This is a genomic window from Brevundimonas sp., from assembly GCF_050729455.1.
Taxonomy (GTDB): domain Bacteria; phylum Pseudomonadota; class Alphaproteobacteria; order Caulobacterales; family Caulobacteraceae; genus Brevundimonas.
This window is the reverse complement of sequence record NZ_JBOHLI010000054.1, coordinates 1-21,676: the sequence shown is the minus strand read 5'-3', so window position 1 is coordinate 21,676 and position 21,676 is coordinate 1. Positions and strand designations below refer to the sequence as shown.

Annotated in this window: 19 protein-coding genes; 11 read left to right on the top strand and 8 right to left on the bottom strand. The window is 68.5% G+C overall.

The window, feature by feature from the left end; genetic code table 11:
• Positions 1-2,190, top strand: a 2,190-nt coding sequence (locus tag ACREEF_RS12985) for a S8 family peptidase (protein WP_431565991.1), incomplete at its 5' end; no start/stop codon positions are given.
• Between the two features lie 68 nt (positions 2,191-2,258).
• Here the strand turns inward: ACREEF_RS12985 and ACREEF_RS12980 are convergent.
• Positions 2,259-3,431, bottom strand: a complete 1,173-nt coding sequence (locus ACREEF_RS12980; protein ID WP_431565990.1) for an acetyl-CoA C-acetyltransferase — start codon at positions 3,429-3,431, stop codon at positions 2,259-2,261.
• 148 nt (positions 3,432-3,579) lie between these two features.
• On the opposite strand from ACREEF_RS12980, the gene trhA reads away from it, so the two are divergent.
• From trhA to ACREEF_RS12965, 3 genes are all read left to right on the top strand, one after another.
• Positions 3,580-4,290: a PAQR family membrane homeostasis protein TrhA gene (trhA, locus tag ACREEF_RS12975; protein ID WP_431565989.1), complete on the top strand. Its 711-nt coding sequence runs from the start codon at positions 3,580-3,582 to the stop codon at positions 4,288-4,290.
• 72 nt (positions 4,291-4,362) lie between these two features.
• Positions 4,363-5,010 carry a polyhydroxyalkanoate synthesis repressor PhaR gene (gene phaR, locus ACREEF_RS12970; RefSeq protein ID WP_431565988.1) on the top strand — a complete coding sequence of 216 codons (648 nt, stop codon included), beginning with the start codon at positions 4,363-4,365 and terminating at the stop codon, positions 5,008-5,010.
• Positions 5,007-5,372 (top strand): hypothetical protein, encoded by a 366-nt coding sequence (locus ACREEF_RS12965; protein ID WP_431565987.1) that lies wholly within the window; start codon positions 5,007-5,009, stop codon positions 5,370-5,372. The genes phaR and ACREEF_RS12965 overlap by 4 nt, the downstream gene beginning before the upstream one ends.
• A 162-nt stretch (positions 5,373-5,534) precedes the next feature.
• On the opposite strand, the gene ACREEF_RS12960 is transcribed toward ACREEF_RS12965, so the two are convergent.
• Positions 5,535-5,960 (bottom strand): hypothetical protein, encoded by a 426-nt coding sequence (locus ACREEF_RS12960; protein ID WP_431565986.1) that lies wholly within the window; start codon positions 5,958-5,960, stop codon positions 5,535-5,537.
• Between the two features lie 67 nt (positions 5,961-6,027).
• A complete protein-coding gene (locus ACREEF_RS12955; RefSeq protein WP_431565985.1) occupies positions 6,028-6,765 on the bottom strand; it encodes a glycosyltransferase family 2 protein in 738 nt (245 codons plus the stop codon).
• Between the two features lie 105 nt (positions 6,766-6,870).
• On the opposite strand from ACREEF_RS12955, the gene ACREEF_RS12950 reads away from it, so the two are divergent.
• On the top strand, positions 6,871-8,544 hold the full coding sequence (locus tag ACREEF_RS12950; RefSeq protein ID WP_431565984.1) for an ArnT family glycosyltransferase: 1,674 nt from the start codon (positions 6,871-6,873) through the stop codon (positions 8,542-8,544).
• Complete coding sequence (locus ACREEF_RS12945) at positions 8,544-9,458, top strand: hydroxymethylglutaryl-CoA lyase (protein ID WP_431565983.1); 915 nt, start codon at positions 8,544-8,546, stop codon at positions 9,456-9,458. Before ACREEF_RS12950 ends, ACREEF_RS12945 begins: the two co-directional genes overlap by 1 nt.
• Positions 9,459-9,514: 56 nt before the next feature.
• Here the strand turns inward: ACREEF_RS12945 and putA are convergent, their stop codons facing one another.
• On the bottom strand, positions 9,515-12,631 hold the full coding sequence (gene putA, locus ACREEF_RS12940; protein ID WP_431565982.1) for a bifunctional proline dehydrogenase/L-glutamate gamma-semialdehyde dehydrogenase PutA: 3,117 nt from the start codon (positions 12,629-12,631) through the stop codon (positions 9,515-9,517).
• Positions 12,632-12,734: 103 nt separating this feature from the next.
• Between putA and ACREEF_RS12935 the strand changes: the two genes are divergently transcribed.
• Positions 12,735-13,211: an Lrp/AsnC ligand binding domain-containing protein gene (locus tag ACREEF_RS12935; RefSeq protein ID WP_431565981.1), complete on the top strand. Its 477-nt coding sequence runs from the start codon at positions 12,735-12,737 to the stop codon at positions 13,209-13,211.
• Between the two features lie 76 nt (positions 13,212-13,287).
• Entirely contained in the window at positions 13,288-14,373 is a 1,086-nt protein-coding gene (locus ACREEF_RS12930; protein WP_431565980.1) for a glycosyltransferase family 4 protein, read from the top strand.
• A gap of 80 nt (positions 14,374-14,453) precedes the next feature.
• On the opposite strand, the gene ACREEF_RS12925 is transcribed toward ACREEF_RS12930, so the two are convergent.
• The 4 genes from ACREEF_RS12925 to phnC all read right to left on the bottom strand — a co-directional run bounded on the left by ACREEF_RS12925 (position 14,454) and on the right by phnC (position 18,265).
• Positions 14,454-15,539 (bottom strand): substrate-binding domain-containing protein, encoded by a 1,086-nt coding sequence (locus ACREEF_RS12925; RefSeq protein ID WP_431565979.1) that lies wholly within the window; start codon positions 15,537-15,539, stop codon positions 14,454-14,456.
• Between the two features lie 115 nt (positions 15,540-15,654).
• Positions 15,655-16,467: a phosphonate ABC transporter, permease protein PhnE gene (phnE, locus tag ACREEF_RS12920; protein WP_431565978.1), complete on the bottom strand. Its 813-nt coding sequence runs from the start codon at positions 16,465-16,467 to the stop codon at positions 15,655-15,657.
• Positions 16,464-17,471, bottom strand: coding sequence for a phosphate/phosphite/phosphonate ABC transporter substrate-binding protein (gene phnD, locus ACREEF_RS12915; RefSeq protein WP_431565977.1), 1,008 nt, complete (start codon positions 17,469-17,471; stop codon positions 16,464-16,466). The genes phnE and phnD overlap by 4 nt, the downstream gene beginning before the upstream one ends.
• The gene (phnC, locus tag ACREEF_RS12910) at positions 17,468-18,265 is read right to left on the bottom strand and encodes a phosphonate ABC transporter ATP-binding protein (protein WP_431565992.1); all 798 of its coding nucleotides are present in this window, start codon (positions 18,263-18,265) and stop codon (positions 17,468-17,470) included. The genes phnD and phnC overlap by 4 nt, the downstream gene beginning before the upstream one ends.
• 262 nt (positions 18,266-18,527) lie before the next feature.
• Here phnC and ACREEF_RS12905 point away from each other — a divergent pair, with 262 nt between their 5' ends.
• From ACREEF_RS12905 to ACREEF_RS12895, 3 genes are all read left to right on the top strand, one after another.
• A complete protein-coding gene (locus tag ACREEF_RS12905) occupies positions 18,528-19,790 on the top strand; it encodes a type III PLP-dependent enzyme (protein WP_431565976.1) in 1,263 nt (420 codons plus the stop codon).
• A gap of 107 nt (positions 19,791-19,897) precedes the next feature.
• Positions 19,898-20,950: a 1,9-bis(guanidino)-5-aza-nonane synthase gene (locus tag ACREEF_RS12900; protein WP_431565975.1), complete on the top strand. Its 1,053-nt coding sequence runs from the start codon at positions 19,898-19,900 to the stop codon at positions 20,948-20,950.
• 186 nt (positions 20,951-21,136) lie between these two features.
• Positions 21,137-21,445 (top strand): ribonuclease, encoded by a 309-nt coding sequence (locus tag ACREEF_RS12895; RefSeq protein WP_431565974.1) that lies wholly within the window; start codon positions 21,137-21,139, stop codon positions 21,443-21,445.
• The last annotated feature ends 231 nt before the right edge of the window (positions 21,446-21,676 follow it).

The window sequence follows — 21,676 nt, the reverse complement described above, 5'->3', positions numbered from 1 at the left end:
CCTCCGCCCCCTCCGCCTCCGCCGCCTCCCCCACCGCCGCCGCCGCCGCCGCCGCCGCCCGCCATTCCGTCCTCGACGTCACCCGAGTACCTGCGCAACTACGGCGTCGGGAACACGGGGGCGATCGCGGCCTGGCAGACGGGCGCGACCGGCAAGGGCGTCACGGTCGGCGTCGTCGACAGCGGCATCAAGCTGAACCATCAGGATCTGGCGGTGAACATCTCGCCGCGCTCGACCGACATCATCACCGGTCGAAACCAGCCCGAGGGCGCGGACCGGCACGGCACGCGCGTCTCCAGCGTGATCGCCGCGCCCTTCAATGATTTCGGCACGGTCGGCGTCGCCTTCAACGCCACCATCCTGTCCATCCGGGCCGACGTCAGCGACTGCACCGACCCCGACGACCCCATCTGCTTCCGCGGCTCGGACCTGGCCAATGCGCTCGACTACGCCGTCGCCAACGGGGCCAAGGTCATCAACCTGTCGCTGGGCGGCGATGGCGCCCTGGGAACGGCGTTCGAGGCCGCCCTGCAACGGGCGATCAACGCCGGAGTGGTCTTCGCGGTGGCCGCGGGCAACGAGGCCGGCGCCAACCCGGAATGGCCAGGCCGCTACGCCGGCGATCCGCGCTTCCAGGGCGGGATCATCGTCACCGGCGCTCACGATTCCTCCAACCAGATCGCCAGCTTCTCGAACCGCGCCGGCGTCTCGCAGTCCTGGTTCCTGTCGGCGGCTGGCGAGGGCGTCCTCGTCGATTGCGAGGACACGTCGTGCTGGCGCGTCAACGGCACCTCCTTCGCCTCCCCCGCCGTCGCCGGCGCCCTGGCCCTGCTGCTGGAGGCCTTCCCCAACCTGACGGGGCGTCAGGCGGTCGACATCCTGCTGCGCACCGCACGCGACGCGGGCGACACGGGCGTGGACACCATCTACGGACGCGGCTTGCTGGACATCGCCAAGGCCTTCCAGCCGGTCGGCGCGACCTCGTCGCCGCAGGCCGCCGGGTCGGCGGTGCGGGTCGCCATCGAACCGGGCGCCTATGTCGGCGGGCCGTTCGGCGACGCCATGGGCCGCACGCAGGCCCTGAGCACCATCGGCTATGACGAGTATCGGCGCCTGTTCCGTATCGACATGGGTGCGGCCTATCGCATCGCGCCGCGCCGCAGCTATCAGCCGGAAAACCCGACGCCCATGCGTCAGTCGCAGGTGTCGATAGACGGCCCCGGCGGGGCGCGGCTGTCGCTGGTCGCCGCCGTTCCGGTCGAGACGCCCGAGCCGATCCTGAACCGTTACACCCCGTTCGACGCCCCCTGGCTGGGCGACGAGATGAAGCAGGAAGCCCTGTTCGACGTCACCGCCGGGCGGATGTCCTTCGCCACCTGGCAGGGCAAGGGCGGGGCCCGCTCGCCGTTCCGCACCGGCTCGGGCGACGGCTTCGCCGCCCTGGCCCAGGCCGACCACGCCGTGCGCGGCGGCCTGACGCTGGGTGATCTGGGCTTCGGTCCCCTGACGCTCAGCGCCGAGACCGGGGCCGGCGACCGCCGCGCGCCGCTGCGCTCGGTCGAACAGGATGTGTCCTCCTATGCGCGTGCGGCGCTGGACTGGCGCGGCGAGCACGGCGGCCTGTCCTTCAGCATGGGGGCGCTGGACGAGAAGATGGGGCCGCTGGGCGCCTATATGCCGACGCGCTCAGACTTCGCCCTGCCGTCGCGCACCCGCTTCGCGGCCTTCGGCGGCGACCTGTGGCTGGGGCATGGTGTGGTGCTGAGCGGCGAGGCCGGCTTCGGCCGCACCGAGATCGAGGGCCGGTTCCTGAACCTGTCCAGCGCCGCCGTCAGTTCGACCTGGCGCATGGCCCTGCAGTCCGACTGCCCGACCTGGGCCCAATCCCGGTATCTTGGCTGCAGCCGCCTGACCTGGGAGATCTCGCAGCCGCTGCGGATCGAGAGCGGGACCTTCAGCGCCCATCTCGCCGACGTGCCGCTGGAATATTTCGACCCCGTCACCTTCTCGGAGCGCCGCTTCTCGGCCAGCCCCTCGGGGCGCCAGATCGACTTCTCGGTGCGCAGCCTGCATCCCCTGCCCGGCGGCTCGATGCTGCAGTTGGAGGCCGTGGCCAGCCGCGACGAACAGCACCGCGCGGGCGCCCCAACCGGCTACGCCCTTCTGGGCAGCTGGCGACGCGGCTTCTGAGCCAGACATGAGAAAGGCCGGCGGATCGCTCCGCCGGCCTTTTGCTTTTCAGCCTGTGGGGCGGGACGTCAGCGCTCGACGCACATGGCGACGCCCATGCCGCCGCCGATGCACAGGGTGGCCAGGCCCTTCCTGGCGCCCGAGCGCTTCATCTCGTGCAGCAGGGTGGTCAGGACGCGGGCGCCCGAGGCGCCGATGGGATGGCCGATGGCGATGGCGCCGCCGTTGACGTTCACCTTGGCCGTGTCGAGGCCCAGTTCCTTGACCACGCACAGCGACTGGGCGGCGAAGGCTTCGTTGGACTCGATCAGGTCCAGGTCGGCGACGGTCCAGCCCGCCTTCGCCAGCGCCTTCTTCGAGGCCGGAATCGGGCCGGTGCCCATGATCGACGGATCGACGCCCGCCGTGGCCCACGACGCGATGCGGGCCAGGGGTTCGAGGCCGCGCGCCTTGGCTTCATCGGCCGACATCAGCACCAGGGCGGCGGCGCCGTCGTTCAGGCCCGAGGCGTTGGCCGCCGTCACCGAGCCGTCCTTGACGAAGGCGGGACGCAGCTTCTCCATCGCCTCGAGCGTGGCGCCGTGGCGGATGTATTCGTCCTGATCCACGACCACGTCGCCCTTGCGGGTCGAGAGGGTGACGGGGGCGATCTCATCGACGAACTTGCCGGCCTTCTGGGCGGCCTCGGCCTTGTTCTGCGAGGCGACGGCGAAGGCGTCCTGGGCGGCGCGGTCGATCGACCACTTCTCAGCGATGTTCTCGGCCGTCTGGCCCATGTGATAGCCGTGGAAGGCGTCGATCAGGCCGTCCTGCAGCATGCTGTCCTTGAAGCCCAGCTCGCCCATCTTCTGGCCGTTGCGCAGTTGGGCGGTGTGGGGCGACTGGCTCATGCTTTCCTGACCACCGGCGACGACGATCCTGGCGTCCCCCTGGACGATCTGCTGATAGGCCAGGGCCACGGCGCGCAGGCCCGAGCCGCACAGCTGGTTCAGGCTCCAGGCCGGGGTCTCGACGGGCAGACCAGCGCCGATCGAGGCCTGACGCGCCGGGCCCTGCCCCGCGCCCGCCTGCAGCACCTGCCCCAGAATGACCTCGTCCACGTCGGCGGGGGCCACGCCCGCGCGTTCCAGCGCCGCCTTGATGGCGACCTCGCCCAGCTGGGCGCCGGACAGGGTCGACAGGGCGCCGAGGAAGGAGCCGACCGGGGTCCGGGCGGCGGAAACGATCACTACGTCAGTCACGATATTCACTCCGGAGAGAAATTCTGGCCGAGGTTGTGCCGCATTCCGCACCGCGCGTCACCTCTCGCAGTTGCGAAGTTCAGCACTTCGTCATCATCCGGGCGCAATCTGACGGGAACGATCCCCACGGCGAAGGCTTTCAGGAGTGATGCTGGTGCGGCTGAAATCCTTGGCGAGACGGGTCTGGACGCCCGACGACCTCGACATGATCGAGCATTATCAGTCGCGCGCCGAGCGGCTGGCCGACCTGTGGGTCCACATCGTGGGCCTGGGCCTGGCGGCGGTCGGCGGCGTCGTTCTGGCGGTGCTGGCCGGGCTTTACAGCGGCGTCAGCGCCGTGGTGGCCACGGCCGTCTACGCCCTGTGCCTGCTGGCCATGCTGACGGCCTCGACCATCTACAACCAGACCCACCCCTGCGCCGCCCGCCCCGTGCTGCGGCGGCTGGACGAGGCGGCCATCTTCCTGATGATCGCCGGCAGCTACACCCCCTTCACCACCCAGAGGTTCGAAGGGGCCTGGTCGATCGGCTTCACCATCGCCGTCTGGGCCATCGCCCTGTCGGGGGTGGCGGTGAAGATGTTCGCCCCGCGCATCTCGGACGTCTTCTGGAGCGCGGTCTATGTCCTGTTCGGCTGGGTGGCGATCTTTGCGCTGAAACCCATGATCGAGACGGTGCATCCGCTGGCCCTGGGCCTGCTGGTGGCGGGCGGGCTGATCTACACCTCGGGCGTCTTCGTCTTCATCAGCCGGACGGTGAAGTTCCGCCGCGCCATCTGGCACGGATTCGTCGTCGCGGGGGCCGGCGTGCACTGGGCCGCCATCCTGGTCGGGGTGGTCCTGGCGCCCGGCGCGGCCTGAGACAATTCCAACCTCTGGCGTTCGCGCTCGCAACGCGTGATAGTGCGGCGTTGCAACAACGCGAGAACAAGCGTGAACGACAAGAAATCCGAGGGCGGAAAAACCCGTGACGGCGTCGTCGTCATCAAGAAGTATGCGAACCGGCGGCTCTATAACACCGCCACCAGCGCCTATGTGACGCTGGAAGACCTGGCGCAGATGGTGCGCGAGGGGGTCGAATTCGTCGTCTATGACGCCAAGACCAACGACGAGCTGACGCGCCAGATCCTGACGCAGATCATCTTCGAGGAGGAAAGCCGCGGCGAGGCCCTGCTGCCGGTGCAGTTCCTGCGCCAGCTGATCGGCTTCTACGGCAACTCCATGCAATCGGTCCTGCCCTCCTATCTGGAGATGTCGCTGGACAGCTTCAGCCGCCAGCAGGAACAACTGCGCAGCCAGTTCACCCGCGCCTTCGCCGGCACGCCCGGCGGCGGCCTGATGGAAGAAGCCGTGCGTCAGAACATGGCCATGTTCGAACGCGCCATGAAGATGTTCCCCGGCCTGACCACCTATGGCCGTCCCGAGGCCGAGGCGGACAAGGCCCCGGCGCCGCAAGCCGCGCCGCAGCCTGCCCCAGGGGCCGCGCCCGCGGACGCCTCGGCCCTGGACGAAATGCGCCGCCAGATGGACGAGATGCGCGCCCAGATCGACCGCCTGGCCGGCGCCGGTCCCGCGAAATGACCGACGGCGTGCGCCCGGTCGGCCCTCTGGAAGGCCCGACGGTGCAGGAGCGCCGCGAGGGCGACCGGCGCGAGCGCGATCGCCGGGCCGCCGCCAAGGCTGAGGCCGCAGAGGCATCCCGCGCCCTGGTCCCGGTCGAGCGGGTCGATCATGCCGCCTCCCCGGCAAAGCCTGCCGTGCCACCAGTCGCGCCCCCTGCCCTGTTCGCCGCCCAGGTGATCGGACAGGCGGGCCAGAAGCGCGGCCTGAAGGGCGGCCCGCCGGTGCTGGACGCCGCCCGCTCGACCTATCTGGGCGCGGAATATTCGGGCAAGCGCGACCGCCGCCCCCGCGTGGGCAAGGCGACCCGCACCGAGGTCTGAGCCTGGACCAGATCCTGGCCGGCTGGTGGCACGGCGTTTGCGACGGCTCCGGCGTCTTCGACCGGAGTTTCGCCCATGGCCGTCCTCAACCTCGCCGCCCGCCTGTTCGACGTGACCGTGGTCGCCCTGGTCTTCGTCGCCTTCAGCTAGGCCCCCGCCCTCTCAGCGCGGGTTCAGGTCGAAGTCGCGCCGCGAGGCGATGATGGTGACAATGAAGCCCGCCAGCACGTCCAGCAGCACCATGGTCAGGATCAGGAAGAAGACCGATCCGGCGAACCCCGGCAGCAGCAGGAACTCGACCAGGCAGATCACGAACAGCGCCATCGACAGGGCGTGATTGACGATGGCGACCCTCTGGCTGGAGGTCGACTTCAGCAGTTCGACAAACAGCAGGATCAGCGCCAGGAAAAGGATCAGGTCGCCGACGCTGACGCTCCAGACCGCGCCCGAGGTCATCGGCACGCGGAACAGGACTTCGCCCAGCACGGGCGCCGGGCCCAGCAAGGGATCCGCCCCGCCTCCGCCGAGCAGGACCACCAGATTGTAGATCACGACTGGGACGACCAGCAGCGGTATGGCGATCAGCATGGGCGGCCCCTCCAGATCGCCCTGCTTAACCCTGTTTCCGCTGCGCGGCCATACGACTGCGGTTTGATCAAAACTCGCTGATCGCGCCCGGGCGGCGCGAGCGCGACTTCAGCCACATCACGCCCAGCAGGTCCGAGAAGGAGGCCCGCAGCCGGCCCCAGTTGGTGTATTTCGACCGGCCCGTCTCGCGGTGACGGTGATCCACCTGCAGATAGCGGTTCTCGAACCCCTCGCGGATCGTCAGCGCCGGCAGGTAGCGGTGGATGTGATCGAAGTAGGGCAGACGCAGGAAGACGTCGCGGCGGAAGGCCTTCAGCCCGCAGCCGGTGTCGTCGGCGTCGTCGGACAGCAGCTTGCGGCGAATGCGGTTGGCCCAGAGCGAAGCCTGACGCTTGGCGTTCGTGTCCTGACGCTTGGCGCGGACGCCGCCGACCAGGGCGACGTTGGCGGGGGCGGCGATCAGGGCGTCGGCCAGACGCGGCGCGTCGGCGGGCGGGTTCTGGCCGTCGCCGTCCAGGGTGACCACGATCGGCGCCCGCGCGGCCAGGACGCCGGTGCGCACCGCGCGGCTCTGGCCCGCGTTGGTCGCGTGCGACAGCACCCGCAGGGTCGGCAGTTCCGCCATCGCCGCCTGCAACTCGGCCAGGGTCGAATCCCGGCTGGCGTCGTTGACGAAGATCATCTCGTAGGACCGACCGGCGAAGGCCTCGGCGATTTCGCGCGCCAGAGGCACGGCGGCGCCGGATTCGTCGTGCACCGGCACGACGACGGAGATTTCGGGAACGGAGGCGAGGCTTTCAGTCATCCGTCGCTCTGTAGCGCAGGCCGCCGCCGAACGAAACGGCGCGTCCACAGGCGCCGGACAAGCTGAAGCTTCCGGGGGGCGGCGTCGGCGTGATACGACAGCGCCATGAACCGCCCGAACCTGGATCACCTCATCGCCGGCTGGCGCGGCCCCGTTCTGGCGGCCCTGCTGACCCTGATCGCCGGCCTGCCCAGCCTGCTGCTGCTGCCGCCGCTGGACCGCGACGAGAGCCGCTTCGCCCAGGCGACCGTGCAGATGCTGGAAAGCGGCGACTTCGTCGATATCCGCTTCCAGGACGAACCGCGCTGGAAGAAGCCGGTCGGCATCTACTGGATGCAGGCCGCCGCCGTGGCCCTGACGTCGGACGTCGAGGACCGCAACATCCAGCCCTATCGCCTGCCGTCGCTGTTCGGGGCCATGCTGGCCGCCTGGGCCGTGGCCTGGGCCGGCGCCGCCCTGTTCGGCCACCGCGCAGGCTTCCTGGCGGGCGCCATGCTGGGCGCCACCTTCCTGCTGTCGTCCGAGGCGGGCATCGCCAAGACCGACGCCATGCTGTGCGGCCTGACCACATTGTCGATGGCGGCGCTGGCGCGGATCTATATGGCGACGCGGGCGGGCGAAAAGCCGGTGCGCTGGCACAAGCTGCTGTTCTGGCTGGGCGTCGGCCTGTCGATCCTGATCAAGGGGCCGATCGGCCTGCTGGTCGTGGCCCTGACCATCATCGCCCTGTCGGTCTGGGACCGGAACATCAAGTGGCTGGGGCGTCTGGGCTGGGGTTGGGGCCTGCCGCTGGTGGCCCTGCTGGTCGGGCCCTGGGCCATCGCCATCACCATCGCCACCGACGGCGGCTTCTGGCGTGAAGCCATCGGCGGCGATCTGGCCCCCAAACTGGCCGGTGCCCACGAAAGCCACGGCGGCTTCATCGGCATGTACGCGCTGCTGTCGCCCCTGCTGCTCTTCCCCGTCACCCTGATGCTGCCCGCCGCCCTGTCGACGGGCTGGCGCCGTCGCGCCGAGCCGGCCATCCGCTTCGCCGTCTGCTGGCTGGTTCCGGCCTGGCTGATGTTCGAGATCGCCCCGACCAAGCTGTGGCACTACACCCTGCCCACCTTCGGCGCGATCGCCCTGCTGGCCGCCGCCGCTCTGACCCAGCCGATCGGCAAGGTCTCGCGCGTCTCGGGCGCCTTGCTGGGCCTGTTCGCCGCCGTCGTCATCTGCCTGATCACCGTCTATGGCCTGACCGAATTCGGGCGCTCGACGGCCCAGACCTGGGCCACGGTCACCATCGTCTTCGCCGTCATGGCGGCGGCGGTCGGCGGCTTCCTGCTGGTCAACCGGGCGGCGATCACGGGGGTTCTGGCCGCCATCCTGTGCGGCGTCATCGCCCACGCGGGCTTGGCCGGGACCATCCGCCAGCTGCGCCCCCTGTCCATCGCTCCGCGCCTGGTGAAGACGCTGGAATCGGCCGAGCTGAGCCCGGCCCTGGGCCGCTATCCGGGGCCGGTGGCCATCACCACCTTCCACGAGCCCAGCTTCGTCTTCCTGACCGGGCGCGACACCCAACTGACCGACGGTCCCGGCGCTGCCCGGGCCCTGGCCGAGGGTCGCCCCGCCATCGTCGAGGCCCATGACGACGAGGCCTTCCGCAGCGCCCTGGCTGATCTCGGCGCCGCCGGACGCGCCGTCGGCGTGGTCAGCGGCCACAACTATTCCTCGGGCGACGACGTGCGCCTGACCGTCTATGCCCCCGCCGGCGCGGGCGAGCGGAGGGCGCGCTGATGGGTCGTTTCATCCAGATCGTCGAGGTCGGGCCGCGCGACGGCCTGCAGAACGAAAAGGCGGTGCTGACGCCCGCCGTCCGCGCCGACTTCGTGCGCCGCCTGGAAGCGGCGGGCGCCAAACGCATCGAGGCCGTCAGCTTCGTCCATCCCAAATACGTGCCGCAGATGGCCGGCGCCGAAGAGGTCATGGCCGCCCTACCGCCTGAGGCGGGGCGCAGCCGCATCGGCCTGGTCCTGAACGGCAAGGGCTATGACCGAGCGCTGGGCACGGCGGTGGACGAGGTCAACGTCGCCATGTCCGCCACCGACGGCTTCGGCCTGAAGAACCAGGGCCTGAACGTCGACCAGCAGGTGCAGATGCTGGCCGACATCATGGCGGGCCGCCGCAATGCAGAAGGCGCACCCGGCGCCACCCCCAGGTTGACCGCCACCCTGTCCTGCGTCTGGGGCTGCCCCTTCGACGGCGAGGTCTCGGTCGAACAGGTCGGCACTCTGGTCGCCCGCATCGCCGCGCTGGGCGTCGAGGAGATCGCCCTGGCCGACACCATCGGCGTCGGCGACCCGTGGAGCGTGACGAAAAAAGTCGAGGCCGCCCGCAAGGCCGCCCCCGCCGCCACGCTGCGCCTGCATTTCCACGACACCCGCAACACCGGCCTGGCCAACGCCTACGCCGGGGTCGAGGCCGGGGTGGACATTCTGGACGCCTCCGCCGGCGGCATCGGCGGCTGTCCCTTCGCCCCCGGCGCGACCGGCAACATCGCCACCGAGGACCTGGTCTATATGCTGGAACGCGCCGGCTTCTCAACCGGGTACGACCTCGACCAGTTGATCACGACCGCCCGCTGGATCGGCGAGCAAATCGACAAGCCCCGCCTCAGCGCCCTGAGCCGGGCCGGGGGATGGCCTAAATAGAAAAACGCCGCCGTCCCGAGGGGCGGCGGCGTTTTCATTTCAGGACTGGCTGAAGCTTACAGATTCAACAGGGCCGGATCGCCGCCCTGGGCCGCGATGTTGACGCTGATGGCCTTTTCGGCGGCGTAGCGGATCAGGCTGTTGGGGCCGCCGGCCTTGGGGCCGGTGCCGCTGAGGCCTTCGCCGCCGAAGGGCTGCACGCCGACGACGGCGCCGATGATCGAGCGGTTGACATAGACGTTGCCGGCCGGGACCAGACGCACGACCTCGTCGGCGAAGGCCTCGATGCGGCTGTGGACGCCGAGCGTCAGGCCGTAGCCGCGCGCGGCCAGCTTGGCGGCGACCGACTTCAGATCCTTCGAGTCATAGCGATAGACGTGCAGGATCGGGCCGAAGACCTCGCGTTCCAGGAAGTCGGGCGTGGGGATCTCGGCGATGGTCGGGGCGAACAGGTCGCCCTTGTCCGAACCAGCCGGCAGCTCGGCGCGGGCGACGATCTTGGCTTCCTTCGACAGGCGCGCGACGTGGGCTTCCAGATTGGCGCGGCTCTCGGCGTCGATGACCGGGCCGATGTCGCTGGTCGGGTCGGTCGGGTCGGCCACGACCTGAGCGGCCAGGGCGCCCTTCAGACCCTCGATCAGGGCGTCGGCGGCTTCCTTGGGCGCATAGAGAATGCGCAGGGCCGAGCAGCGCTGACCGGCCGAACCAAAGGCCGACAGGATGACGTCGTCGATGACCTGTTCCTTCAGCGCCGTGGTGTCCACGAACATGGCGTTCAGGCCGCCGGTCTCGGCGATGAAGGGGATGATGGCGCCGGGGCGCGCGGCCAGGCCGCGGTTGATGGCGGACGCCGTATCGGTGCCGCCGGTGAAGGCCACGCCGTCGATGCCCGGATGGGCCGTCAGGGCCGCGCCGACGATCTCGCCGCGACCGGGGACCAGGGCCAGCAGGTCGGGGTTCAGACCGGCCTTGTAGAAGAGGCGGACGGCCTCGGCGGCGATCAGCGGGGTCTGCTCGGCGGGCTTGGCCACCACGGCGTTGCCGGCGGCCAGAGCGGCGGCGATCTGACCGGCGAAGATGGCCAGGGGGAAGTTCCACGGGCTGATGGCGGCGAAGACGCCGCGGCCGTGCAGGACCAGCTCATTGGTCTCGCCGGTCGGGCCCTTCAGGGCTTGGCGACCGCCGAAGTCGCGTTCGGCCAGCAGGGCGTAGTAGCGGCAGAAGTCGGCGGCTTCGCGCACCTCGGCCACGCCGTCGTTCAGCGTCTTGCCCGCTTCGCGCGACAGCAGGGCGACCAGACGGTCCATGTCGGCTTCCAGCACGTCGGCCATGGCGCGCAGGACCGGAGCGCGACCGGCGCCGCCGAGACGGTCCCAGGCGACCTGGGCGTTGGCGGCGGCCATGACGGCGGCGTCGACGTCCTCGACCGAGGCTTCGGACACATGGCCCAGCACCTGCGAGCGGTCGAACGGGTTGGTCACGTCCTGCGGGTTCACGCCGGCCTTCAGCTTGCCGCCGATGATGGGGCCCGAGGTCAGCTTCTCGCTGTCTACGCGCTCCAGGGCCTGGGCGTGGCGTTCACGGTCGGCGGCCTGCGAATAGTCGCGGCCGAGGGAGTTCTGGCGATCGCCGTAGATGTTCATGGGAACCGGAATCCTGGGGTGACGGTCGGGCTGGGCCTCGACGGCGGTGATGGGGTCGGCGGCGACGGCGCTCGCCGGAACGCGTTCGTCCAGCAGGGCGTGGACGAAGGAGGAGTTGGCGCCGTTTTCCAGCAGGCGGCGCACCAGATAGGGCAGCAGTTCTTCGTGGCCGCCGACGGGGGCGTAGGCGCGGACGATGACCTGCTCGTCGGCCCAGGCCTCGTGCGCGGCGTCATAGAGGGCCTCGCCCATGCCGTGCAGGCGCTGGTGCTCGATCGTCACGTTGCGATCGCGAGCCATGCGGCGCACCGCCGCCAGGGTGTGGGCGTTGTGGGTGGCGAACTGGGCGTAGATGTAGGGCGAGGCCTCGATCAGGGCCTTGGCGCAGACCAGATAGTTGAGGTCGGTCGCGGGCTTGGTGGTGAAGACCGGATAATCGGTGCGGCCCATGACCTGGGCGCGCTTGATCTCGGTGTCCCAATAGGCGCCCTTGACCAGACGCACCATCAGGCGACGGCCCGAGGACTGGGCCAGTTCAGCCAGCTTGGCCACGGTTTCGGTGGTGCGCTTCTGATAGGCCTGAACGGCCAGGCCGAGGCCCTTCCATTCGCCCAGGGCCGGTTCGCGGGCCAGCCGCTCCAGCAGCTTCAGCGACAGGGCCAGACGGTCGGCCTCTTCGGCGTCGATGGTGTAGTTGATGTCGTATTTGGCGGCGATCAGGGCCAGACGCAGAATGCGAGGATAGAGTTCCTCCCATACGCGGTCTTCCTGCGTCGCCTCATAGCGCGGCGACAGGGCCGACAGCTTGACCGAGACGCCGTGGCCGGCTTCCGGGCCTTGGCCCTTGGCGGTCTTGCCCACGGCCTCGATGGCGTCGGCGTAGATCTTTTCATAGCGCTCGGCGTCGGCGGTCGTGCGGGCGCCCTCGCCCAGCATATCGAAACTGCACAGCCAGCCCTCGCGGTCCGAGCGTTTCAGCGCCGCCTCGATGGTGCGGCCGACCACGAACTGCTCGCCCATGATCTTCACGGCGGTGGCGACGGCCTGACGGATGACCGGCTCGCCCAGACGTCCGGCGATGCGCTTGAGGAAGCCCGACAGGTCGGTCTTGGCCTCTTCGTCGGCGTCGACCAGCTTGCCCGTCAGCATCAGGCCCCAGGTCGAGGCGTTGACGAACAGGCTGTCGGACTGACCCAGGTGCGAAGCCCAGTCGGCGGAACCGATCTTCTCGGCGATCAGGCGGTCGCGGGTGTCGGCGTCGGGGGTGCGCAGCAGGGCCTCGGCCAGGCACATCAGGGCCAGGCCCTCGCGGGTGCCCAACGAGAATTCCTGCAGGAAGCTCTCGACCACGCCCTGCTTCTTCTGGCTGGCGCGGGCCTGGTCGACCAGGGCGACGGCGTCGCGGAAGACGTCGGCGCGCTCGGCCGTCGTCAGGCCGGGCTCAGCCAGCAGTTCCGCGACCACGGCGCGTTCGTCGCGGAACTTGTTCCGGTCCAGGTCGTCCCAGTGCTTGAGGTCGGTCGGCGTCATGAAATTCATCCTGGGATCAAACCCTTCGATTTCCGGCATATATGGCGGACTTGGCCGAATGTGCATTGTATGATTATCGTCTGCGCCAGTGATCCTTCGGTAAATGGACCGATCCGCCATGCAAACTCTGGACGATACCGACCGCCGCCTGCTGCGCGTGCTTCAGGCCGACGGCCGCATCTCCAACGCGGAACTGGCCCGAAGGTGCAATCTGTCGCCCGCCGCCTGTTTCGAACGGGTCAAACGGCTGAAGGACAAGAAGGTCATCACCGGCTACGCCGCCCTGATCGACCCCGCCAGCGCCGGGCGGGCCCTGCTGATCTTCATCGAGGTGCTGCTGGACCGGACCACGGGCGACGTCTTCGACGCCTTCGCCGACGCCGTGCGTCGCCAGCCCGAGGTGCTGGAGTGCCATATGGTGGCCGGCGGCTTCGACTACCTGATCAAGGCGCGGGTGGCCGACATGGACGCCTATCGCGTCTTCCTCGGCGACATCCTGGTGCGGATGCCCGGCTTGCGCGAGACGCGAACCTACGCCGTTCTCGAAGAGGTGAAGTCGACGACAGTCCTGCCGCTGTAAACCTGTCTCGCCTTCGTCATGCGAAGCGTCTAGAACTTTCGGTTCAGCGAAACGGCCCGGGGCCCACTCGATTTCAATGCGTATCGTCCTGGTCACCGACGCCTGGGAGCCTCAGGTCAACGGCGTCGTCCGCACCCTGACCCGTACCGTGGCCGAATGCCGCGCCATGGGGCATGAGGTCGAGGTCATCGAACCCAGCCAGTTCAAGACCATCCCCTGCCCCACCTATCCCGAGATCCGGCTGGCCCTGGGGGCGGAAGAAGAGATCCGCGAACGCCTGCGCGCCTTCGAGCCCGAGGCGGTCCACATCGCCACCGAAGGCCCGCTGGGCATCGCCACGCGCCGCATCTGCGTGGAGTGGAAGCTGCCGTTCACGACCAGCTATCACACCAAGTTCCCGGAGTATGTCTCGGCCCGTTTCCCGATCCCGGTTCAGGTCGGCTACGCCTACATGAAGTGGTTCCACAAGCCGTCGGGCCGGCTGATGGTGGCGACGCCGACCCTGCGCGACGAACTGGTCGAGCACGGCTTCCGCAACGTCTCGCCGTGGACGCGCGGCGTCGACACCGAGCTGTTCCGCCCCGACCTGGAGCCCATCTACAAGGAAATGGGCGGCGACGAGTGGCCCCGGCCCTTCTTCCTCAACGTCGGCCGGGTCGCCGTCGAAAAGAACATCGAGGCCTTCCTCGAACTGGACCTGCCGGGCACCAAGATCGTGGTCGGCGACGGCCCGGCCCGCGCCGAGCTGGAACTGAAATACCCCGAGGCCAAGTTCCTGGGCGCCCGCTTCGGCGACGAGCTGGCCCGCTGCTTCGCCGACGCCGATGTCTTCGTCTTCCCCAGTTGGACCGACACCTTCGGCCTGGTGATCCTGGAGGCCATGGGGGCCGGCACCCCGGTCGCCGCCTATCCGGCGCACGGCCCCATCGACATCATCCCCGGCTCCAACGCCGGGGTCATCGACGACAACCTGACGACCGCCTGCCTGCAAGCCCTGGAGCTGGATCGCAAGGATGTGCGCGCCTACGCCGAGAAGTTCAGCTGGCGCGCCTCGGCCGAGCAGTTCGTCGAGAACCTGCAGCCCTATCCCGAACCCGCGCGCGGCCGCTTCTGGCGCCGCCTGCGCCGCATCGCCCGGCTGAGGCGCAGGGCGGCGGCCTGAGCCGCTTCACCAAACTCCAGACAGCAAGACGCCCCGGACGATGATCGTCCGGGGCGTTTGTTTTTCGACCGGTCGCGCCCTTAGTTCGGGCGGGCCATCGACGTCATGGCGGCGGCCTTGGCGCGTTCGGCGGTCAGTTGATCCGCCGGCAGCGGCACCAGGCCACGGTCCTGCAGATAGCCGCCGCGGGCAGCCGAGCCTTCGGACATGAACTCCTGGACGAACTGCTCCAGGCCCGGCGTCACGCCGATGTGGGCCTTCTTGACGTAGATGTAGAGGCTGCGGGCCAGCGGGTAGGAACCGTCGGCGATGGTTGCGGCCGAGGGGGCGACGCCGTCGATGGTCTCGGCCTTCACCGTGTCCATGTTCTGCTCCAGGAAGGAGAAGCCGAATACGCCCAGCGAACCCGGGGTGCGGGTCAGGGTCTGGACGATGGCGTTGTCGTTCTCGCCCGAGTCGACCCAGGCGCCGTCTTCACGCAGGGTGTGGGTCAGGGTCTCGAACTTGGTCTTGTCGTCCTTGAAGGCGGCGACGGCGGGGATCAGCTTGCCGCCTGGGGCCATGCCCAGCTCCAGGAAGGCGTCGCGGGTACCCGAGGTCGGCGGCGGGCCGTAGACCTGGATGCGCTGGTTCGGCAGGGCCTTGTTGACCTGATTCCAGGTCGTCGCCGGGTTGGCGACGAAGGCGCCGTTCGCGCCGGGAACCTCCTTGGCCAGACCTTCATAGAGGTCGTTCAGCTCGAAGTTGAAGCTGTTCCCGCTGCGGGCCGTGGCGATGACGATGCCGTCGAAGCCGATCTTGATCTCGACGATGTCGGTGACGCCGTTGGCGACGCAGCGGTCGAACTCGCCCTGCTTCATCGGACGCGAGGCGTTGGCGATGTCGGGGGTCGAGGGGCCGACGCCGGCGCAGAAGGCCTGGATGCCGCCGCCGGTGCCCAGCGATTCAACGCGGGGCGCCGCCGCGCCGCCTGCGGTGCGGGCGAAGTTCTCGGCCACACGAGTCGCAAAGGGGAAGACGGTCGACGAACCGGCCGCCCAGATGCCCGCGCGGGCCTTCTGGCTGCCGGGCGCAGCGCCCTCTTCATTATTGCCGCAGGCCGCCAGGGCGATCAGGGCAGCGGCGCAAGCGCCGAATTTGGCGGTGAATTTCAGGGAACGGATCATGGCCGGACCTCTCCAAGTCGTCAGTATGCGACGCTTTAGAGCAGCAGAGTGTGACGGTCCGGCCAGACCTTTGTGACAGTCAGAGCAAACCTTGCATCTGACGAAAAACGCCCGGTTACAGCAGGCGCTTGCGCATGACCTGGGACAGGCTGTCGATCAGGGTCACAGCGATGACCACGATGATGACGATGGCCGAGACCGCGCGGAAGTTGAAGGCGTTCATGCTGTCGAACAGCACCTGACCGATGCCGCCCGCGCCGATCAGACCCAGGACGGTGGCCGAACGGCTGTTGGACTCGAAACGGTAAAGGGCGAACGAGGTCCACAGCGGCGCCACCTGTGGGATCACGCCCCAGACGATTTCGTGCAGCTTGGAGGCACCGGTGGCGCGCACGCCCTCGACCGGTCCCTTGTCGATGGACTCGACGGCTTCCGAGAACAGCTTGGCCAGGACGCCGGCCGTGTTCAGGGTGATGGCGAGGACGCCCGCCAGCGGGCCGAGGCCGACGGCGGTGACGAACAGCAGACCGATCACCAGATCCGGCACCGAGCGCAGCAGGTTCATCACCCAGCGCACCGGGGTTACGACCCAGGACGGCGCCATGTTGCGCGCCGCGGCCAGACCCAGAGGAATGCCGAACAGAACGGCCAGGAAGGTGCCCCACAGGGCGATCTGGACCGTCTCCCACATCTTGCCGACGAACATCTTCCACTCGGAGAAGTCCGGACGCAGCAGGTCGTGGACGAACAGGCGGGTGCTGTCGTTGCCCGAGAACAGACGCGAGATATTGCCCAGATCGACGGCGTCGATGCTGTAGAGCAGGACGGCGATCACGCCGCCCCAGACCAGGACGTCCATCGCCCAGGAGACGGCGGACTTGCGCGGCGCAGCCGGGATGGCTGCGGGCGTCAGCGAAGCAGAGGTCAAGGCTGGACCTCACGCAGGCTGCGCAGGCGCTGAAGCTCGGCGGCGGCGGCGGCGGCGGCGGCCTTGTCGCCCTTGGCCTCGGCATCGCCGCGCTTCTGGTCGGCGATCATTTCGCGGATCGGGTTCAGGTAGCTGTCGTCGGCGGCGGCGAAGCGCGAATACTCCAGACCGGCCAGCACCTTGCGCTGACGTTCAGCCTCGGCGCCTTCGCCCTGGCCGTAGGTCAGGAAGAAGCTGCGGATCTTCTCCTTCAGGACCGGGTCCAGGTCCTCGCGCACGACGATGCCGCTCTCCGGGATCGGCGGCGAGACCCAGATCTCCTCGATCTGATCGGCCAGCTGCGGGTTCTCGCGGCGAATGAAGACGGTGTTGACGCTGTTCGAGGTGGCGACGTCGATCACGCCGGTGGCCACGCCGAAGGCGTTGGCCTGATGGTTGGCCGAGCGGACGGTCTTGAAGCACTGCGACGGCACGACGTCGCGCGCGTTGAACAGGAAGGTCATGGGCGCCAGCGTGCCCGAGGTCGACTGGGCGTCGCCGATACCGAAATTATACTGCTTGCCGCAGGCCAGCACCTTGTCCAGCGTGATGCCCGAGCCCTTCTTGACGATCAGGGTCGACTGATAGGAATCCAGCCCCTCGCGGTTGACCGTGCGGGCGATGACCTCGGCGCTGGCGCGGTCGATGGCCTCGACCTCGGGCTTGGCGGAGAACCAGCCCACCTGGGTGTGGTTGCCGCGCATGGCCTCGACCAGAACCGTGTAATTCGAGCCGAAATAGGGCTTCACCGGCACGCCGATCGCCTTGGACATATCGTCCAGCAGCGGCTGCCACAGCGGCCCCGACGAGGCCTGGCCCTCAGCCGACAGGATGGAGAAGGTGATCTCGGTCGGAGCGGCACCCGACTTGGCCTCTTCGCCCTTGCCGCAAGCGGCGAGGCCCAGGGTCAGGGCAGCGACGGCGGCGACGCCCAGAAGGCGGCGGGTGATAGGGGTGCGGGTCATGCCTTGGCTTCCCAGAACGCGTCCTCGTACTCGGGACCGTAGATTTCAATCAGGCGCTTGGAATCGAGACCGGTCGAGGGGCCGTCATAGACCACCTTGCCCTTTTGCAGGGCGATGACGCGGTTGCAATATCGGATGGCGTAGTCGACCTGGTGCAGGGTGACGATCACGCCCATGCCGTCGCGCTTGTTCAGCTCGACCAGCAGTTCCATGACCTTGCGGGCCGAAACCGGGTCCAGCGAAGCGACGGGTTCGTCGGCCAGGATGGCTTTCGCCCCCTGGACGATGGCGCGGGCGATGGCGCCGCGCTGCTGCTGGCCGCCCGACAGGGTGTTGGCGCGCTGGGCGGCGTAGTCCGAGACGCCGACGCGGTGCAGGGCCGCCATGGCGCGCTCCTGGTCGGCCTTGGGCCAGACGCCGAAGACGCCGCGCCAGCCCGGCAGGCGCCCGAGCGCGCCCAGCATGACATTAGAGAAGAGCGACAGACGCCCCACCAGATTGAACTGCTGGAAGATCATGCCCAGCCGGCCGCGCGCCTTGCGCACGGCGCCGGTGATGCGGCCGTTCTGCTGAACGGTCTCGCCGAACACCTGGATCGTTCCCTTGCCGGGATCGATCGGGTGCAGTCCGGTGATAGAGCGCAACAGGGTGGACTTGCCCGATCCGGACGGACCGATCAGGGCGACCATCTCGCCGGCGGCCACTTCGACGGACACGCCGTCGAGCGCCTTTCTGGCTCCGTAGGTCTTCGACACATCCCGTACGGACGCGACAGCGGCGGTTGAAGAACTCATGAACCCGTGGGTGGCGGTTGCGACAGGGGGCGCCGCATGACGCTTCAGCGGCGTTTCGGCAAGTCTTAATGGCACGGCTGCGTCGATTTCGTCCAGTGTGCGGCCCGATCCGACCACCTTGGCGGACGGGCTGGTCACGAAATTACCGCTTTACATGACGGTTCGTCATCCCTACATCGCGCGTTCCGGCGGACCCCGTGGTCTAACCGTTAAGCGCTGCTAACGCCGGTCTGGGTTAACAATCATCAGGGGGTTACGTGAATTGCGCACGTACCAGCTTCCCCTGGACCTGGTCCGTGAGCGGTCCCCTGAACGTCCCGTCGCCCTCGTGCGACCGCGTTCGGTTTCCGTAGCGGCGCGCTGGTTCCAGGACAATTTAAAGGCCGACGTCTTCTATGCGGTGAAGGCGAACCCTTCGCGCTGGGTCATCGAGACCCTGGTCGAACAGGGCGTCAACGCCTTCGACGTCGCGTCTCTGGCCGAAATCGAGCTGGTTCGCTCGGTCAGCCCGAACGCGCGCCTGGCCTTCATGCACCCGGTCAAGAGCCGCGGCGCGATCCGCGCCGCCTACGCCGACCACGGCGTGCGCACCTTCGTGCTCGACAGCCATGACGAGCTGCAGAAGATCATCGACGCCACCGACGACGCCGACGACCTGAACCTGGTCGTGCGTATGGCCGTCTCGGCCGACGGCGCGGCCTACTCCCTGTCGGGCAAGTTCGGCGTCTCGCCGGATCAAGCCCCCGCCCTGCTGCTGGCCGTGCGCCAGGCGGTGCAGGACGGGCTGATGGGCGTGTCGTTCCACGTCGGTTCGCAGTGCATGCGGCCTTCGGCTTATGAAGCGGCGATGTCGCAGGTCAGCCGCGCCATCAAGAAGGCGGGCGTCTTCGTCGACATCGTCGACGTCGGCGGCGGCTTCCCTTCGGTCTATCCGGGCATGGTCCCGCCGGACCTGAGCGAATACGCCGACGCCATCCACCGCGGCTTCAACGAGATGCCGGTGTCGGAAACGACCGAGCTGTGGTGCGAACCCGGCCGGGCGCTGGTGGCCGAGTCGTCGTCGGTGCTGTGCCGCGTCGACCTGCGCAAGGGCGACGCCCTCTATCTGAACGACGGGTCCTATGGCTCGCTGTTCGACGCCACCCACTCGCGCTGGCCCTTCCCGACCAAGCTGGTCCGTGACGCCGAAGCCGCGTCGGAGCTGAAGCCCTTCCGCTTCTATGGTCCGACCTGCGACAGCATCGACCATATGCCCGGCCCGTTCTGGCTGCCCGCCGACGTGCAGGAAGGCGACTTCATCGAGATCGGCATGCTGGGCGCCTATGGCGTGGCCATGACGACCGGCTTCAACGGCTATGGCGAACACGAGATCGCCGTGGTCGAGGACGCTCCGATGGGTTCGATGTACGGCCTGGCGCCGCGCTCGATCCCGACGGTCCGCACCTCGGCCGAGGAAGCCGCCCGCAAGGTGGTCCGCCTGTCGCGCCCCAAGGGCAAGGCCGGCGTGCGCAAGCGCAAGCGCTGACCCAAAACCGTCTTCGGACGTTGGTATGATTGCAGCGGCCCGTCGCTCCGTCCGGGCCGCTGCTTTTTCTTGACGACGGGCGCTCAAATCCAGGGATTCCCTCCGAAATGAACGCTCCCGTCCAAAGCAACGCCAAGGCGCAGCTGCTGCAGAACACCGTCGAGCACGTCGACATGACCAGCTTCGACGCCCGGCCGATCATCGACAGCATGCGCAAGATGTCCTTCAGCTCGCGCGACACCGCCCGCGCCGCCGACATCTTCTCCATGGCCATCGAGGACAAGGACTGCTCGCCGTGGCTGATCCTGGCCGGTTCGACCTCGGCTGGCGGGTGCATGCACGTCTACCGCGACATGGTGAAGTTCGGCATGGTCGACGCCATCGTCGCCACCGGCGCCTCGATCGTGGACATGGATTTCTTCGAGGCCCTGGGCTTCAAACACTATCAGGCCGCCGGCGAGGTGGACGACAACGTCCTGCGCGACAACTACATCGACCGGATCTACGACACCTATATCGACGAGGAAGAGCTCCAGGCCTGCGACCACACCATCCTGGAGATCGCCAACCGTCTGGAGCCGCGCGGCTATTCCAGCCGTGAGTTCATCTGGGAGATGGGCAAGTGGCTGTCGGAGGGCAACGCCAAGAAGCCCGGCTCGCTGATCCAGACCGCCTATGAAGAAGGCGTGCCGATCTTCTGCCCGGCCTTCGTCGACTCGTCGGCCGGCTTCGGCCTGGTCAAGCACCAGAAGGAGCGCGCCGCGGCCGGCCTGCCCTATCTGATGCTGGACGCCATCGCCGACTTCCGCGAACTGACCGACATCAAGATCGCCGCGGGCGTGACCGGCCTGTTCATGGTCGGCGGCGGCGTGCCCAAGAACTTCGCCCAGGACACCGTCGTCTGCGCCGAGATCCTGGGCGTCGAAGCCGAGATGCACCGCTATGCCGTCCAGATCACCGTCGCCGACGTGCGCGACGGCGCCTGCTCGTCCTCGACGCTGAAAGAAGCCGCCTCCTGGGGCAAGGTCCAGACCACCCACGAACAGATGGTCTTCGCCGAAGCCACGACCGTCGTGCCGCTGATCGGCTCGGACGCCTATCACCGCGGCGCCTGGAAAAACCGCGAGAAGCGCCGCTGGAACAAGCTGTTCGGGAAATAGGGAATCAGGCCGCGTCGGGTCGAGAAGGCGGAGCCTTCTGACCGCGGCCAACAAGAATACGCCTCAAGCAGCGCGAAGCGCGGTAGGCGCACAAGACATGAGGCCGGCGGAGCCATCCGCCGGCCTTTTCTTTTGTGGAACCCTCGGACCATTGCTCTGCGTTGTCTTTCCGACAAGGAGACGACCATGGCCGACCCCAAGACCGACACCGAGGAAGCCCGCGAGGCCGCCGCCATGGGCGAGAAGCCCGACCGGGGACACACCGCCGACGCCCTGAAGAAGGCGCTGGAAGGGACGGACATGGGCTCGGACACCCGAGCCGGATCGCTGCGGGGCGGCTCGGCCTCGGGCTCCGACATTGATCCGGACCAGGACGTCATCAACGAGGCCCTAGCCAGCGAGGGGATGCGTTTCGCCGATCAGAAGGCGAAGGCGGCCGAGGCGCACAAGACCCCCGACGCGTCCGGCGACGACGGAGATGCGCCGACCGGTTGAACCGCCTTGCTGCGGCCTCACGGATGGGCCACGGTGTTCATCAAGTTCAACAGTCTCAAGGACGTAGGCGGGATGAAGCGTAGCGTGGCAGCCGTCGCCGTGGCCTTCACGGTCGGCCTTACCGGGTGCAACGAGCGCAGCGAAGCTGCGCCGGAGATCGAATCGCCCGCCGCCATGCCGGAAGCCGCGCCCGCCGAGGCCCCGCCCGTCGCCGCAGCCGCGCCTCCGAGC

Excerpts from the sequence above, each read along its gene's own strand:
- trhA (WP_431565989.1), top strand. The coding sequence starts at position 3,580 with ATGCTGGTGCGGCTGAAATCCTTGGCGAGACGGGTCTGGACGCCCGAC.
- ACREEF_RS12965 (WP_431565987.1), top strand. The coding sequence starts at position 5,007 with ATGACCGACGGCGTGCGCCCGGTCGGCCCTCTGGAAGGCCCGACGGTG.
- ACREEF_RS12960 (WP_431565986.1), bottom strand. The coding sequence starts at position 5,960 with ATGCTGATCGCCATACCGCTGCTGGTCGTCCCAGTCGTGATCTACAAT.
- ACREEF_RS12955 (WP_431565985.1), bottom strand. The coding sequence starts at position 6,765 with ATGACTGAAAGCCTCGCCTCCGTTCCCGAAATCTCCGTCGTCGTGCCG.
- ACREEF_RS12950 (WP_431565984.1), top strand. The coding sequence starts at position 6,871 with ATGAACCGCCCGAACCTGGATCACCTCATCGCCGGCTGGCGCGGCCCC.
- ACREEF_RS12945 (WP_431565983.1), top strand. The coding sequence starts at position 8,544 with ATGGGTCGTTTCATCCAGATCGTCGAGGTCGGGCCGCGCGACGGCCTG.
- putA (WP_431565982.1), bottom strand. The coding sequence starts at position 12,631 with ATGACGCCGACCGACCTCAAGCACTGGGACGACCTGGACCGGAACAAG.
- ACREEF_RS12935 (WP_431565981.1), top strand. The coding sequence starts at position 12,735 with ATGGACCGATCCGCCATGCAAACTCTGGACGATACCGACCGCCGCCTG.
- ACREEF_RS12930 (WP_431565980.1), top strand. The coding sequence starts at position 13,288 with ATGCGTATCGTCCTGGTCACCGACGCCTGGGAGCCTCAGGTCAACGGC.
- ACREEF_RS12925 (WP_431565979.1), bottom strand. The coding sequence starts at position 15,539 with ATGATCCGTTCCCTGAAATTCACCGCCAAATTCGGCGCTTGCGCCGCT.
- phnD (WP_431565977.1), bottom strand. The coding sequence starts at position 17,471 with ATGACCCGCACCCCTATCACCCGCCGCCTTCTGGGCGTCGCCGCCGTC.
- phnC (WP_431565992.1), bottom strand. The coding sequence starts at position 18,265 with ATGAGTTCTTCAACCGCCGCTGTCGCGTCCGTACGGGATGTGTCGAAG.
- ACREEF_RS12900 (WP_431565975.1), top strand. The coding sequence starts at position 19,898 with ATGAACGCTCCCGTCCAAAGCAACGCCAAGGCGCAGCTGCTGCAGAAC.
- ACREEF_RS12895 (WP_431565974.1), top strand. The coding sequence starts at position 21,137 with ATGGCCGACCCCAAGACCGACACCGAGGAAGCCCGCGAGGCCGCCGCC.